This window comes from Streptosporangium sp. NPDC049248 (genome assembly GCF_040678965.1).
In the GTDB taxonomy this organism is placed as follows: domain Bacteria; phylum Actinomycetota; class Actinomycetes; order Streptosporangiales; family Streptosporangiaceae; genus Streptosporangium; species Streptosporangium fukuiense.
Window position 1 is genome coordinate 354,758 of the sequence record NZ_JBFAQY010000005.1, and the last position, 14,229, is coordinate 368,986.

The window sequence follows — 14,229 nt, forward strand, 5'->3', positions numbered from 1 at the left end:
TGGCGCCGATGGACTCTCGGTCCGATCCCGTACCACCGCGCCCATCAGCGGCCCTTCCCGTTCTTCTGCCAGGGGCAGTTGCTCAGCTCTCCCGGCAGGCAGGGCACCCTGCCCAGGCCCAGGGCCTCGAAGAGCGGGGTCAGCCAGGCCCGGGTCAGGGCGTTGAGCACCACACGGATCTTGAGCACGTGGTTCTTCCTGTCCCACGACAGGATCATGTTGTCGAGGAACTTCCTGGTGCTCCTGATACCTTCGGCCACCGACTCGCTGTTGACCTTGAGGGTCAGCACCAGCTCGGCCAAGTTGGCCACCCCCCTGGGCAGCCGTTCCTGGTACGCCTCGATCAGCACGTCACCGCGCTGCACGAGCTCCGCCAGGCCGGTGATGAAGCGTTTCATCCGCTGCCGCTCGTCGGCGAGGGTGGCACCGGCCTCGGCGAAGGCGTCGATGGTGGTCTTCACCTGCTTCTCACGCCTGTTGAGGTTGGTGGCGATCCGGTTGAGTCCTTTGGCCAGCTCGATCAGCTGCTCGTCCTGCCCGGCGAGGGTGCGGGTCAGTGCGGCGGCGTCGGCGAGCGCGCCGTTGATCTGGGTGCCCCGGCCCCTGACGGTGTCGGCCAGGTTGCCGGCCACATCGCCCATCTTGTCGGTGTCGAGGGCGTCGGTGAGCTTGGTGAACGCCTCCAGGGCGTCGTCGATCTCCACCGGCAGGTCGGTCCGCTCCAGCGGGATCACCGTATTGGGGGCGATCTTCGGTTTGCCGGGCGTCCAGGGCGGGTGGAGCACCACGTTCCGTTCGCCCAGCGTGTTCTGTGCGGCCACGACGGCGTTGACATCGGCGGGCAGCGGTACCTCACCGTCGATCAGCAGGTCCGCCCGGACCCGGTCGCCCTCGACCGTGAGCTTCTGCACGGTTCCCGCGTCCAGGCCCAGCACCTTGACCTTCGCCTGCTCGTACAGCGAGGGCGCCGCGCTGAAGTAGGCGGTCAGCCGGTAGGGGCCGGCCCCGCCCGGCAGCAGCGAACACCCTCCGGTGGAGGCCAGCAGCACTCCTGCGAGCAGCGCCGCGATCCCCCTGCGCGCCGGGGGCCGCGCCGCGGCGCGGGCGCGGTGCGGGCGGCTCGCTCCCTGCTGTCCCTGTGCTGTCAACGGCTGTTCCTGTCCTTGCGGATGGCGGCGAGCACTTCGGGGTCGATCGGTCCCAGCCCGGTGGCGATGGCCTCCACCCACGGCCCGTGACCGCCGGCCGCGGCGAGCCCGGAGAAGGTGGGGCCGACCCAGGCGAGAACCGAGTTGAGGTTCTTGCCGCTGGTGGAGTCGAGGCGGTTACTGATGGCGGTCACGTCGTCGAGCACCGTGATCAGGTCCTTCTCGTGCCGGTTGACCAGGGTGGTGATGCTGCCGACCAGGTCGCTGCCGTCGCCGAGCAGCGACTTCAGCTCGTCACGGCGGAGTCGCAGCTCGTTGAGCATGACCTCGATCGAGTCGATCAGGCGGCCGATCTGCGCGTCCTTCTTCTCCAGCACATCCATGATCTTGTTGCCGTTGTCCAGCAGCCGCCGCAGCTGGGGCTCGCTCTCGCTGATGATCTCCGACAGCTCGCCGATGTTGTCCAGCAGCCTGCTGACCCTGCCCTGGCGGGCGGGCTTGAGCTCCGCCAGCTCGGCCAGCAGCTTGTCGACGGAGTCGGTGTCGAGCCGCTGCGCCAGCCGGGTCGCGTCCTTGAGCGCGTCGGTGATCAGCACGGGGGTGCTCGTCCGGGACATGGGGATCCGGCGTTGCTCCTCGGGCAGCTCGTCCATGTACGGGCGGGTGACCGGCCCGGTGAGCCTGACGTAGCGCCCGCCCAGCAGGTTGGACAGGGCGATCTCGGCCCGGGTCTGCGGGCCGAGCCTGATCCCGTCGTCCACCCTCCAGGTCACCACGACGTGCCCCTGGGAGTAGTCGGCACGGACCCCGGTGACCTTGCCGACCGTCACCCCCGCCACCCGGACGTCGTTGCCGGAACGCAGCCCGGCCGAGTCGGGCAGCACCGCCGACATCGTGTATCCCCCCTCCAGCAGCCCCAGGTTGCCGATGAGGAAGGTGACGGCCAGCACGACGGCGAGGACCGCCATCGAGACCAGGCCGACGAGGGTCCTGTCGCGGTCGCGGAACGACTTGAGCGCCATCAGGGCCCCACCAGAACCCGCCGAAGGTCACCGGTGTCGGACAGCTTGAAGGAGCCGCGCAGCGGCGGAGGGCTCTTCATCGGGTACGGGCAGGGCAGCGGGCCGAGCGCGAAGCAGGGCACGTACGCGGTGACGAAGTCGCCCTGCGCGGTCACCTGGAACGAGCGCCGCATCGGCGGGGGGAGCGTGCCGAGCAGCTTCTCCACACCGCCGATGTTGCGCCGGAAGCCGCCGGTGAACCGGGTCAGACGGCCCACCACCCGGCCGAGCTCCTGGGAGTTCGCGCCGAGCACCCGGTCGCTGACCCTGACCGTGGTGGACAGTTCCACCAGGGCGTCGTCGACCAGTTCGCGGTTACGGGCGAACGCGCCGGTCAGCGCGACCAGGTTGTCGACCAGCTGGGCTATCTGCCGGTCCCTGCGGGCGACGACGTCGGTCACCGTGGCGTAGTCCTCCAGCAGCCCCTGGATGACCTTCTTGCGTTCGGCGATCGTGCCGGTCAGGTCGTCGAGGTTGTCGACCAGCTTGGGGATGTTCTCCTGGTTGCCGTCCAGCGCCTCGCCCGCCGCGGTCAGCAACCGGTTGATCTGCTCGGGGTCGAGGCTGCGGGTGAGCGGGCCCAGGTCGCTGACGAGCTCGCCGATGTCGACCACCGAACTCGTCCGCTCCACGCGGGCGCCGTCGCCGAGCGTCCTGTCCGCGGTGCCCGGCTCCAGGTAGACCACCCGCTGCCCGATCGTGTTGCGCCAGCGGATCGAGGCCGAGCTGTCGGTTGGAACCCGGACGTCCGTCCGTACGTTGAGCGTGACCTCGGCCCGGCCGGCGACCACCTCGATCGTGCCGACCTGCCCGACGGGCGCACCCGCGATCTTCACCTGGTCTCCCTCGTGCAGACCGGAGACGTCGTCGAAGGTGGCGACGAGGCTGTAGGAGTCGCCCACGTTCACCCTGGCGATCTGGCCGCCGATCAGGATGATCAGCGTGCCCGTCACCAGGAGGAAGAGCGCGAACTTGCCCAGTGTCCAGCGGCGCTGAACCTGCTCCGCGGATCCGGCCACGCGTTCACCCGCCCTTCGTGGAGCCGCACGCGCCGACGAAGAGCTCGCACACGTCCGTCGAGATGAAGGTCTCCATCTTGATCTGGGCGGTACCGTTCGGGCCCTGCCCCGAGGCCAGGTCGTTGAGCGCGGAGAGCAGCTGGTTCAGCCCTCGCACACCGTCCCCGACGATGCCGAGCTGCGCGTACAGCAGGGAGGCGAGGCGTTCACCGGAGTTGACGGCGGCTTTGAGGTCGCCGCGGTGCTTGCGCAGACCGTGCGCGCTCAGGTGGGAGAGATCGTCGAACTCCTTGAGCAGGGCGCGTACCTTGTCGGCCCGCTTCAGCAGGTCGGGGGTGATCACGTTGGTGTTCGCGGAGATGGCCACCAGCTCGTCGCCCTTGTCGGCGAGGGACGTGCTGAGGTCCCCGGCGTCGCCGATGAACCGCCGGAAGTCGGCGCGGTGCCGATGGGCCACCCCGATGATCTTCCCGGCGTCGTCGACGATCGCCCGCAGCTGCGGACCCTTGCCGTCCAGGCCCCGGCCAAGGGTGTGCACGATGGTCGTGACGTCCTGCGGGTCGATCGCCTTCAGCCCCTCGTACGCGTCGGTGAGGGAGTCCGACAGGTCGGAGGGGGCCTCGGTCCTGGTGATGACCGCGCCGCTGAGCAGGTAGGGGCCGGAGGTCTCGCCGGAGCCGGGGACGAGGTTGACGAACTTGGGGCCGAAGACCGAGCTCGGCTCGATCGTGGCGGTGACGCTCTGGGGCACCCTGACCCCGGGATCCACATAGATGGCGACCACGGCCTGGCCCTGCCGGTTCAGGGTGACCGAGCTGACCCCGCCCACCGTGATGCCGCGGATCTTGACGGGGGAGTTGGGGTCCAGGCCCTGGCCCGAACGGGTGAACACCGCGCTCAGCCGGGTGCCGCTCACCTCGGCCGCACCCCGCACCACCAGGAGGACGGATCCGGCCAGGACCAGCAGCACGGCGACCGAGATCGCCAGTCTGATCGGCAGCGCCACCTCGCCCCTGGTCGCCATCGGGCTCACCCCGTCAGCTTCAGGCTGCTGCCGCCACCCCAGAACAGGTAGGACAGCAGCAGGTTGAGGAGAATGACCGTGATGATCGACTGCCGGATCGCCCGCCCGGCCGCGACGCCCACGCCGACCGGGCCGCCGGTGGCGTTGAACCCGTAGTAGCAGTGGATGCTGACCACGGCGAACGCGAACACCACCACTTTGACCACGCTGTAGACGATGTCGATCACCGGCAGGCCGAGGTAGAAGTAGTAGTCGTAGACGCCGGGCGACATGCCGAACAGGACGGTGCACATCAGCCGGGTGGCGAAGAAGCTGGCGAACAGCGCGATCATGTAGACCGGGATCAGCGCGATCATCGCGGCCACCACGCGGGTGCAGATGAGGTAGGTGAACGCGTTGATGGCCATCACCTCCAGCGCGTCGATCTCCTCGGAGATCCGCATGGCGCCGAGTTCGGCGGTGAAGGACGAGCCGACCTGGGCCGCGAGCGCGACCGCCGCGATGATCGGGGTGATCTCCCGCACGTTGGCGAAGCTGCCCACCAGCCCGATGAAGGACTCGGCTCCGATCGACTGCAGGCCCTGGTAGCCCTGGAGTCCGACGGTGGCACCGACCGCGAAGGCCATGGTGAACACCACGAAGACCATGCCGCCGCCGATGACCGTCGCGCCGACGCCCACCACCACGTCGCTGACCTGGCGCAGCACGACCTTGGAGAACTTCAGCCGCAGGACGATGTCCCTGACCGAGTAGAAGACGACCTTCCACAGGAAGAGCGGCCAGTCCGACAGCGAGGCCAGCCGGTCCAGGCCGTCGCGGGCCAGCCCGTACGCGCGGACCCCCGCGGTGCGCACCTCCGGTACGGCGGCCATCACATGCTCCTCGGCGGGTAGGCGAGGAAGTAGATCATGGTGATCACGTAGTTGACCGCGAAGACCAGCATGAACGTGACGACCGTCGACTGGTTCACCGCCCGGCCCACGCCGACCGGGCTGGTCTGGCAGGTCATGCCGAAGTAGCACGACATGATGGCCGCGATGAAGCCGAAGATCCAGGCCTTGAGCAGCGTGACCAGCAGGTCGCTGGTGACCAGCAGCGAGACCGCGCCGTCGAAGTAGGCGCCGGGCGTGACGCCCTGGACGATGACGTTGAAGAAGTAGCCGCCGCCCGCCCCGGCCACGATGACCAGCGGTACCAGCAGCACCGCCACCGTGCTCGCCGCCCAGAGCCGGGGGGTGACCAGGCGGTGGATCGGGTTGACCGCCATCACCTCCATGGCGGCCAGTTCGTCACGGATGTTGCGGGCGCCGATGTCGGAGGTCATGGCCGAGCCCCCGGCCCCGGCGATCAGCAGGGCCGAGGCCATCGGGGCGACCTCGCGGACCAGGCCGACGACCACCGCGCCGCCGGTGGCGGAGGAGGCGCCCAGCTGCCAGGCCAGCTGGCCCACCTGCAGGGCGACGGTCGCGCCCAGCGGGAGCGAGACCAGCAGCACGGGCAGGCTCGTGACACGGGCCAGGAACCAGCACTGCTGGACGAACTCCCAGAACCAGGTCCTGACGTCCCAGGTGCGGCGGAAACCCTCAAGGGCGATCACCGACATGTCGCCGACCCGGTCCAGCACGCCGGTCGTCCGGCGGACCAGGTAACCGGTTACCCTCGTCCGTCCGCCGACCGCCATCAACCCGCCGTCCGTTGAGCCATGACCACCTCGGAACTAGCGACTCAGACCATGGATCAGCCACGCTACTGACGGGTATTCCAGTAAGTCGATGCTTCTCAAGTAATTTGATGAAAAGGTATGACCCCCACCTTTCAACTTGTCAGCCCCCCACATTTTCCTCCCGCCTCCCATGGGGACGCGCCCCTACCCGCCCCACGGAAGCCGCCTCACCTACGAGCCCCATGAGGCTGCTTACCTACGGGCCCGTGAGGCCGCGCCGGCGACTGGACTGAGGAGAGCGGGGCCGCGAGGAACGAGCGACCCCGGTCGACGAGGGAAGGAGCCGGGTAAGAGCGGCCGAACCGCGACGCGTTAGCGTCGCCAGTGACTCGCGAGGAACGAACGACCACCCTCGACGAGGGAAGGAGCCGGACAAGAGCGGCCGAACCGCGACGCGTTAGCGTCGCAATTAGCACTGCATCCACTTCTCGATCTCGTCCGGGTGGCGGGGCAGACCGCCTGACATGAGACGGGCGCCGTCGGCCGTGATGACGAGGTCGTCCTCGACGCGCACCCCGATGCCGCGCAGCTCCGGCGGCAGCGTCAGGTCGTCAGGCTGCAGGTAGAGGCCGGGTTCGACGGTCAGCACCTGACCCTCCTCCAGCACGCCGTCCAGATAGACCTCCGCGCGGGCCCTGGCGCAGTCGTGCACGTCCATGCCGAGCATGTGGCCGCTGCTGCACAGCGTGTAGCGGCGGTACAGGCCGCTGTCCGGCTCCATCGCCTCGTCCGCACTGATCTTCAGCACGCCCCAGTCGCGCAGTCCCTCCGCGATGACCCGCATGGCCGCACCGTGGAAGTCGCGGAAGCTCGCACCGGGTCGCAGGACGGCGATCGCCGCCTCCTGGGCCTCGTACACCAGCTCGTAGACCTGGCGCTGGACGGGGGCGAAGCGCCCGGAAAGCGGCAGGGTCCTGGTGATGTCGGCGGTGTAGAGGTGGTCGGTCTCCACGCCCGCGTCGAGGAGGAGCAGCTCGTTCTCGTTCAGCCGCCCGTCGTTGCGGATCCAGTGCAGCACGCACGCGTTCGCGCCGGAGGCCACGATGCTGTCGTAGCCGACCGCGTTGCCCTCCAGGCGGGAGCGTAGGCCGAAGATCCCCTCCAGGTAGCGCTCGCCGCGCCGGTGCCCCAGGGCGGCGGGCAGGGCCCGCACCACGTCCTCGAACCCGCGGGTGGTCGCGTCCACCGCGAACTGCAGCTCCGCGATCTCCCAGTCGTCCTTGATCAGCCGCATCTCGGACAGGAACGTCTCCAGTTCCTCGTCCCCGTCGCCGGGCGCGACTCGCCCGTCCACCGACGCGTCCACCCCGCGCAGCACCCGCGCGGGCCCGCCGAGCACGTCGTCGAGCCTGTCGATCGGCGCGCAGGCGATCTGGTACAGCGCCTCCGCCTCGGCCAGGTCGGGGCGGCGGCCGACCCAGAACTCGCCGTAGCGGCGGTCGCGGTAGAACTCCTGCCCGGCCTGTCCCGGCGCCGACCGCACCGAGCGGGGGCGCAGGAACAGGACGGCCTCCCCGGAGGGCTCGACGACCAGCACGTCGTCGGGTTCCTGGTCGCCGGTGAGGTAGGCGAACGCGCTGTGCGTCCGGAACCGGTAGTCGCTGTCGTTGCTACGCGCCTTGAGCGTGCCGGACGGGACGACCAGCCGCTCGCCGGGGAAGCGGGCGGCGAGCGCGGCACGCCGCTTGGCGGTGTAGGCGGCCTGTGGCAGCGCGGCCAGGTCGTCGCGGTGGGTGTCGGCCCAGCCGGTGTTCATGAACTCGGCGAGGGCGTCGGAGACCGGCAGGTCGTGGCTGCCGGTATTGAGCTTCTGGGTCATCGTGTCCCCGGGCGCGAAGGTCTGTGGTCCCCGCCACGCTAGCCCGGAGCGGGAGCGCCCCGCACCTCCGTCGCGGGAGGTGCGGGGCGCCGCCGTGAACCGCGGATCAGCCCACCGGGACCTGGTAGGTCTTGGCCAGGTCGGAGGTGGCGGCCTCCTTGAAGATCACCGCGCCGCCCAGGGCGTCCTTGTCCGGCTTGGCGACGTACGACAGCAGCGAGGCGGGCTTGTCGAACGTGGTGAAGTCCATGACGGTGCCGAACTCCGCGCCCCAGGCCGACTGGCCGCGGTGCGCGGCGACCACGGCGGCCCGGGTCAGGTCCTTGCCCTCGCAGGCCTTCTTGAGCGCGTCGACGACGATCGCCGCCGCCGAGTAACCGGCGGAGACACCGCTGTCGATGGCCGCGTCCGGATACTTCGCCGCGTAGTCGGCGGCCAGCTTCTTCATGGCCGGCTGGTCGGCGCTGATCGGGGTGCCGGCGGTGATGTAGTAGAAGTCCTTCAGCAGCGCGGGGCCCGCCGGGGTGGGCAGCAGTTGCGGGGAGTAGGCCGAGTTGCTGCCGACGAACGGCACGTCCATGCCCTTGGCGAGCGAGACGCCGACGAGCGAGGCGGTCTGCCTGGGGCCGACGGAGACCAGGACGGCCTTGACGCCCTCGGCCTTGAAGGCGGCGACCTGGGCGCTCATGTCCTGGTCGGTGGCCTTGATCTTCTGCTCCACGAGCTTGAGGCCGAGCTTCTCCGCCGCGTACTTGGAGCCGTTCAGCGCGCTCTCGCCGTAGTCGCCCTCGAAGTACAGGTGGCCGATCTTGTCGCCGGACTTGATGCCCTTCTCCTTGGTGAGGAAGTCCACCCCGTTGATCATGTCGATGTCGTAGGTCGTCCCGGTGACCTGGATGGGCTTGCTGCCGAGCAGCCCGGTCGCCCACGCCTGCGGGATGGTGAGCATGTCGTCGGCCTCGATGCGCTGCTTGACCGCGTTGACCATGGGGGAGCCGACGACGTGGGCGAGGGCCACCACCTTCGGGGAGATCTCGGTGTAGGCCGCGACCGCCTTCTGCACGTCGTAGCCGTGGTCACGGACCAGAGCCTCCAGTTGCCGCCCGCACACGCCCCCCGCCGCGTTCGTCTGCTCGAAGTAGAGCTGTTGTGCCTGGGTCAGGCTCTTGCCGAAGGAGGCGTACGGGCCGGTGAGGTCGGTCATCAGACCGATTGTGATCTTGTCGGTGGTGACGCCGGGGCCGGTCTTCACGCCGTCCCCCCCGACGGCGGAGGGGGCGCCCCCGCTGCCCCCGGTGGCCTTCTCACTGGCGCACGCGGTGACGGCCAGGGCCAGGAGGGCGAGTACCGCGATTCGTCGGACCGGGGTTCTTGGGATTCCCATTGTCAGTTCCTTGTGTCGGGGGAGGGGGTGGGAGAGGGGGAGAGCGGGGTCTTCCTCGCCGTGGGGGCCGGGGTGAGCCGCCGGGTCACGGCGAGGCGCAGGCGCCTGGCGAGGCCGAGCAGCCCGCCGGGCAGGAAGAGGACGATGACGACGACGGCGGCGCCGTACAGGATGCGGGACGCCTCGGCGGGTGAGACCCCGCCCGATCCGGGCTCGGCCACCAGCGGCAGGGCGTCGCTGTAGCGGCTGAGCAGCTGGGGGAGCAGGGAGATGAAGAACGCGCCGATCACCGCGCCCGCGACGGAGCCGAGGCCGCCGATGATGATCATCGCCAGGTAGTCGAGGGAGAGCAGCAGGCCGAAGTAGTCGGGTACGGTGCGCTGGAAGACCAGCGCGATCAGGACCCCGGCCAGCCCTCCGTACATCGACGACAGCACGAACACCCCGGCGCGGTAGCGGGCCACCGGCACGCCCATCACCCCGGCCGCGATCTCGTGGTCGCGGATGGTGTTCATGGCCCGTCCCGGCCGGCCGCGCAGCACCCCGCGGGCGAACAGCGCCGCGCAGGTCAGCACGGCCAGGCCGAGGAACCACAGGCGCTCCAGCGACCCGAACGGCACCTGGGCGATCACCAGTTCGGGGGAGTCGGCGAACACGAATCCGAACAGCTCCATCGGCGGCACCGCCCGCCCGTTGTAGCCGCCCGTCACAGGTTCGGCGTTGAACAGCACGTGCTGGCCGACGAAGATCAGCGCGAGGGTGGCGATGCCGAGGTACGCGCCCTTCAGGCGTCCCGCGATGGGGCTGAACACCCCGCCCGCGACGCCCGCGGTGAGCACCGCGAGCAGTGCCGCGACCGGCGTGGGCAGGCCGAGGCCGCCGAGGGCGTGCGCGCCGCCCTCCGGTTCGGCGGCGAAGTAGACGTAGGCGTACGCGCCGACCGCGAGGAAGAACGCGTGGCCCATGGAGAGCTGGCCGGTGGCACCGGTCAGCAGGTTGAGGCCGATCGCCCCGATCGCCGCCGACATCGCGAAGAGTCCGGCCTGCAGCCAGAAGCCCTCCAGGTAGAACGGTACGGCGACCGCCGCCGCGACCAGCACGACACAGGAGAGGATGACCTTCTTAGACACGTGCCAGCTCCCTCGTCCCGAACAGCCCCGCGGGGCGGATGAGCAGGACCACGATCATCACCAGGAACGGCGCGACGTCGCCGATACCCCGGCCGAGGAAGACCAGGTCGTTCTGGTAGCCGCTCATCATCGCCTCGGTGACACCGATGATCAGCCCGCCGGCCAGTGCCCCGGTGGTGGAGTCGAGGCCGCCGAGGATCGCCGCGGGGAACGCCTTCATCGCCGCGAAGGTGGTGCTGCGATCCAGCCCCGGTGTGGGGAAGACGCACAGGAAGAGCGCGGCGACGGCGGCGAGCGCCCCGGCGACCGCCCAGGCCCCCATCGAGATCCGCCCGCGCCGCACGCCCATCAGCGCGGCGGTCTCGGTGTCCTCCGCGGTGGCGCGCATGGCGATGCCCCAGTTCGTGTACTTGAACGCCAGCAGGAACGCGGAGATCAGGACCGCGGCGACGGCCAGCGCGACGAGCCGGGTCTCGGCGATGCTGACGCCTCCCAGGTGCAGCACCCGGTCGCGCCACGGGTCGCCCAGGGCGAGCACGTCGGTGCCGATCTGCCTGGTGAGCTCGGTGGTCAGCACGATGTCGACACCGATCGTCACGATCGCGAGGACACTGTGCGAGATGACGTTCGCCCTGCGGATGATCAGGAATTCGATCAGGGCGCCCACGACCGCCGCACCGGCGATGCCCAGCAGCAGCGCGGTCCAGAAGCCGATCAGCGGGTGCAGCCTCGCGACCACGAATCCGCCGACCAGCAGCAGCGAGGCGTGGGCGAAGTTCACCACCTCGGTCGCCTTGAAGATGATCACGAAGCCCAGGGCGATCAGCGCGTACACCGCTCCGACGGAGATGCCGTTCACCAGGAGTTCGAGAAAGGTGATCATGAGGTGACCTCCTCGGTCCCGCTCGCGGTCGTGCTCTCGGCCGCCGCGCCCAGGTAGGCGCGGATGACCTCGGGGTCGTTCTGCACCTCGCCGGGCGGGCCGTCCGCGATGCGCCTGCCGAAGTCCAGGACCGTCACCGCGTCGGCGAGCCGCATGACCATCCCCATGTCGTGCTCGACCAGCAGGATCGAGATGCCGAGGCTCTCCCGTACCGCGACGATCAGTTCGGCCATGTCGCGGCGCTCGCCGCCGTTCATGCCGGCGACCGGCTCGTCCAGCAGCAGCAGCAGCGGCTCCATGCACAGTGCCCGGGCCAGTTCCACGCGCTTCTGCACGCCGTACGACAGGAGTCCGACGGGCGTGGCCAGGTGCTCGGAGAGCCCGACGAACGCGGCGATCTCGGTCACCCGCTCGCCGTGCGCGGCTGCCTCGCGCCGGGCCGACGGCAGTCGCAGCCCGGCGGAGAGGAACCCGGCGCGGGTCAGCCGGTGGCGGCCGAGCATCAGGTTATCCCGGACCGACAGCATCGGCGACAGCGCGATGTTCTGGAAGGTGCGCGCCACGCCCAGGGCGGCGATGCGGTGCGGGGCCAGGGCGGTCAGCTCCGCGTCGCCGAACCGCACGCTGCCCGAGGTGGCCCGGTAGACGCCCGACAGGACGTTGAAGCAGGTCGACTTGCCCGCCCCGTTGGGCCCGATCACAGCGTGCACACTGCCGGGCTCGACGGTGAAGCCGACCGCGTCCAGCGCGGTGAGCCCGGCGAAGCGCACCGTCACCTCGCGCACGTCGAGCCGGGGAACGGCGGTGTTCGTGTCGCTCACGCGGACCACCTGGCCAGCACGGGACGGGCGCCGGCCGCGGCCGCGGGCGCGTCCTCGGGTGCGTCCTCGATGCCCAGGTAGCGGCGGCGCACCTCGTCGCTCGCGGCGAGTTCGGCGGCCGGTCCCGACAGGACCACCTCGCCGACCTCCAGCACGTAGGCGTGCGAGGCCAGGGACAGGGCCATGGCGGCGTTCTGCTCCACCAGGAGCACCGTGGTCCCCCCGGCGTTGATCTCGCGAACGGTGTCGGCGATCCGGGAGGCCATCATCGGCGCCAGGCCGAGGGTGGGTTCGTCGAGCAGGAGCATCCTCGGCCTGGCCATCAGCGCGCGGCCGATGGCGAGCATCTGCTGCTCGCCCCCGGACAGCAGCCCCGCGCGCTGCCCGGCGCGCTCGGCGAGCACGGGGAAGAGCGTGAGCACCCGCTCCTTCGCCTCGGCCGCCGACCGCCGGTCGGGCGCGCCGAGGGCGCCGGCCCGCAGGTTCTCCTCCACGGTCATTCGCGCGAAGACCCGGCGGCCCTCGGGTACCTGAACGACGCCGCCGGCCACGACGGCAGAGGTGGTGGCGCCGGATAGCCGCGTCCCGCCGAAGGTGACCTCGCCCGCGGTGATCCCGCCCCGGTGGAACCTGAGGGTGCCCGATATGGCGCGCAGCAGGGTGGACTTCCCCGCGCCGTTGCCGCCGAGCACCGCGACGACCGAACCGCGAGGGACGTCCAGCGAGACACCCCGCAGGGCCAGGACAGGGCCGTAACCCACCGCCAGATCCCTGACGACCAGCCCGGAGTCTCCGGGCGGGCGAGGGTCGTGCACGTCCATGTGTTCCTCCTGTACAGCCGATGAACGCACCCAACCGAGGTGGTTCACCGGCGTCCAGAGGGCCGGGTGAAGTCGGGGCGGGCGCCCATGGCGGACGGGGCACGGTTGTGCGCGAGTACAACGCCGGATCACGAAACAGAACAGAACCTTGTTCCACTGCGGGTCTTGCTGACACGATTCCCAGATGGGGACCCGGCCGGTTACGGACGACGAAGTACGCAGGATCATGCGCCTGGCGGCCCGCCGGCTGCTGCTGAGACTTCCCGAGCTCACCGACGAGCTCGTCGCGAAGATCCGGGACACCGACGAGGCGTACCGCAGGATGGTGCCCACCGACGACCACTGGCAGAGCGTCTACGAGGCGATGCGGGACGGCATCGGCGCCATCCTGCTGCCCCGCCCCGAGCGGCGTGACCTGCCGCAGGCGGAGAAGACCGCCCGGCGCAGGGCGGAGCAGGGCCTGCCCATGGACTCCCTGCTGCGCAGCTACCGGCTCTCCGCGCAGGTGATGTGGGACGGCCTCATCGACGTGGTCACCGAGGAGGAGTCCGACAGCCTGCCGGTCCTGATCCGCAGTGCCACGAAGGTGTGGCACGCCATCGACAGGCAGGCGATCGCCGCCGCCGAGGCCTACCGAAGACGGGAGGCCGAGATGTTCGGCCGCACAGCCGAGCGGGTCCAGGCTCTGCTCGACGCGCTCCTGGAGGACCGGGCGGACGCCGCCCTGGTCCGCAGTGCCGCCGCCGCGCTGGACCTGCCCGAGCTGGGCCGGTACGCCGTCGTCATCACCAGGTTGCCGGGCCGCCACGACCACGGGGACGACGCGCCGCGGCCGACCGCCCTGGGTGCGATGCGGTTGCTGTGGCGGATGCGCCCCGACTACGAGGTGTCGGTGGTGCTGCTGCACGACGCGGACATGGAACACCTGGCCGAGGAGCTGCGCCCGCACGTCACCGGCTGCGCCGGGATCAGTCCGATCGTCGAGGGACTGGCCGAGCTGGGCCGCGCCAGGCGGCTCGCCGAGCTCGCGCTGCGGACGTGCGTGGGCGACGGCCCGGAGATCGCCAGGTTGGAGGACAGGCTGCCCGCCGCCCTGGTGGTCAGCCAGCCCGAGCTCGCGGGCCACCTCAGCGGAGCTGTGCTGCGGCCCATCCTCGCTCTCGACCAGGCGGACAGGGACGTGCTCCTCGGCACCCTGCAGGCGTGGCTGCGCTGCGAGGGTTCGGCCATGCGCGCCGCGGGGCAGCTGTACTGCCACCGCAACACGGTCTTCAACCGCATCCGCCGCATCGAGCAGCTCACCGGCCGTTCCCTGGCGCGCCCGCTCGACATCGTCGAGCTCACCCTGGCCCTCGACGCGGTCCGGCTGCTGCCCGTTACCTGACGGTCACACGTT

13 protein-coding genes are annotated in these 14,229 nt (G+C 70.3%); 1 reads left to right on the forward strand and 12 read right to left on the reverse strand.

Translation table 11 applies throughout. The features are described 5' to 3' along the window. Positions 1-44: 44 nt before the first annotated feature. The 12 genes from AB0K21_RS13240 to AB0K21_RS13295 form a co-directional block, all read right to left on the reverse strand. The gene (locus AB0K21_RS13240) at positions 45-1,148 is read right to left on the reverse strand and encodes an MCE family protein (protein ID WP_364149695.1); all 1,104 of its coding nucleotides are present in this window, start codon (positions 1,146-1,148) and stop codon (positions 45-47) included. After that, positions 1,145-2,170 (reverse strand): MlaD family protein, encoded by a 1,026-nt coding sequence (locus tag AB0K21_RS13245; protein ID WP_364149697.1) that lies wholly within the window; start codon positions 2,168-2,170, stop codon positions 1,145-1,147. Before AB0K21_RS13245 ends, AB0K21_RS13240 begins: the two co-directional genes overlap by 4 nt. Next, positions 2,170-3,228: an MlaD family protein gene (locus AB0K21_RS13250; protein ID WP_343963748.1), complete on the reverse strand. Its 1,059-nt coding sequence runs from the start codon at positions 3,226-3,228 to the stop codon at positions 2,170-2,172. Before AB0K21_RS13250 ends, AB0K21_RS13245 begins: the two co-directional genes overlap by 1 nt. A 4-nt stretch (positions 3,229-3,232) precedes the next feature. Next, entirely contained in the window at positions 3,233-4,252 is a 1,020-nt protein-coding gene (locus AB0K21_RS13255) for an MlaD family protein (protein WP_343963750.1), read from the reverse strand. 5 nt (positions 4,253-4,257) lie between these two features. Next, positions 4,258-5,124 (reverse strand): ABC transporter permease, encoded by an 867-nt coding sequence (locus AB0K21_RS13260; protein WP_343963752.1) that lies wholly within the window; start codon positions 5,122-5,124, stop codon positions 4,258-4,260. Further along, on the reverse strand, positions 5,124-5,933 hold the full coding sequence (locus AB0K21_RS13265; protein WP_343963754.1) for an ABC transporter permease: 810 nt from the start codon (positions 5,931-5,933) through the stop codon (positions 5,124-5,126). The genes AB0K21_RS13260 and AB0K21_RS13265 overlap by 1 nt, the downstream gene beginning before the upstream one ends. 451 nt (positions 5,934-6,384) lie before the next feature. Beyond that, entirely contained in the window at positions 6,385-7,794 is a 1,410-nt protein-coding gene (locus AB0K21_RS13270) for an aminopeptidase P family protein (RefSeq protein ID WP_364149701.1), read from the reverse strand. Between the two features lie 106 nt (positions 7,795-7,900). Beyond that, positions 7,901-9,178, reverse strand: a complete 1,278-nt coding sequence (locus AB0K21_RS13275) for an ABC transporter substrate-binding protein (RefSeq protein WP_364149703.1) — start codon at positions 9,176-9,178, stop codon at positions 7,901-7,903. Positions 9,179-9,180: 2 nt separating this feature from the next. Then, the gene (locus tag AB0K21_RS13280; RefSeq protein ID WP_364149705.1) at positions 9,181-10,308 is read right to left on the reverse strand and encodes a branched-chain amino acid ABC transporter permease; all 1,128 of its coding nucleotides are present in this window, start codon (positions 10,306-10,308) and stop codon (positions 9,181-9,183) included. Further along, the gene (locus AB0K21_RS13285) at positions 10,301-11,191 is read right to left on the reverse strand and encodes a branched-chain amino acid ABC transporter permease (protein WP_343963762.1); all 891 of its coding nucleotides are present in this window, start codon (positions 11,189-11,191) and stop codon (positions 10,301-10,303) included. The genes AB0K21_RS13280 and AB0K21_RS13285 overlap by 8 nt, the downstream gene beginning before the upstream one ends. Then, positions 11,188-12,012, reverse strand: a complete 825-nt coding sequence (locus tag AB0K21_RS13290; RefSeq protein ID WP_343963764.1) for an ABC transporter ATP-binding protein — start codon at positions 12,010-12,012, stop codon at positions 11,188-11,190. Before AB0K21_RS13290 ends, AB0K21_RS13285 begins: the two co-directional genes overlap by 4 nt. Further along, complete coding sequence (locus AB0K21_RS13295; RefSeq protein ID WP_364149708.1) at positions 12,009-12,833, reverse strand: ABC transporter ATP-binding protein; 825 nt, start codon at positions 12,831-12,833, stop codon at positions 12,009-12,011. Before AB0K21_RS13295 ends, AB0K21_RS13290 begins: the two co-directional genes overlap by 4 nt. Positions 12,834-13,017: 184 nt before the next feature. Here AB0K21_RS13295 and AB0K21_RS13300 point away from each other — a divergent pair, with 184 nt between their 5' ends. Then, entirely contained in the window at positions 13,018-14,217 is a 1,200-nt protein-coding gene (locus AB0K21_RS13300) for a helix-turn-helix domain-containing protein (protein ID WP_364149710.1), read from the forward strand. Positions 14,218-14,229: the final 12 nt, after the last annotated feature.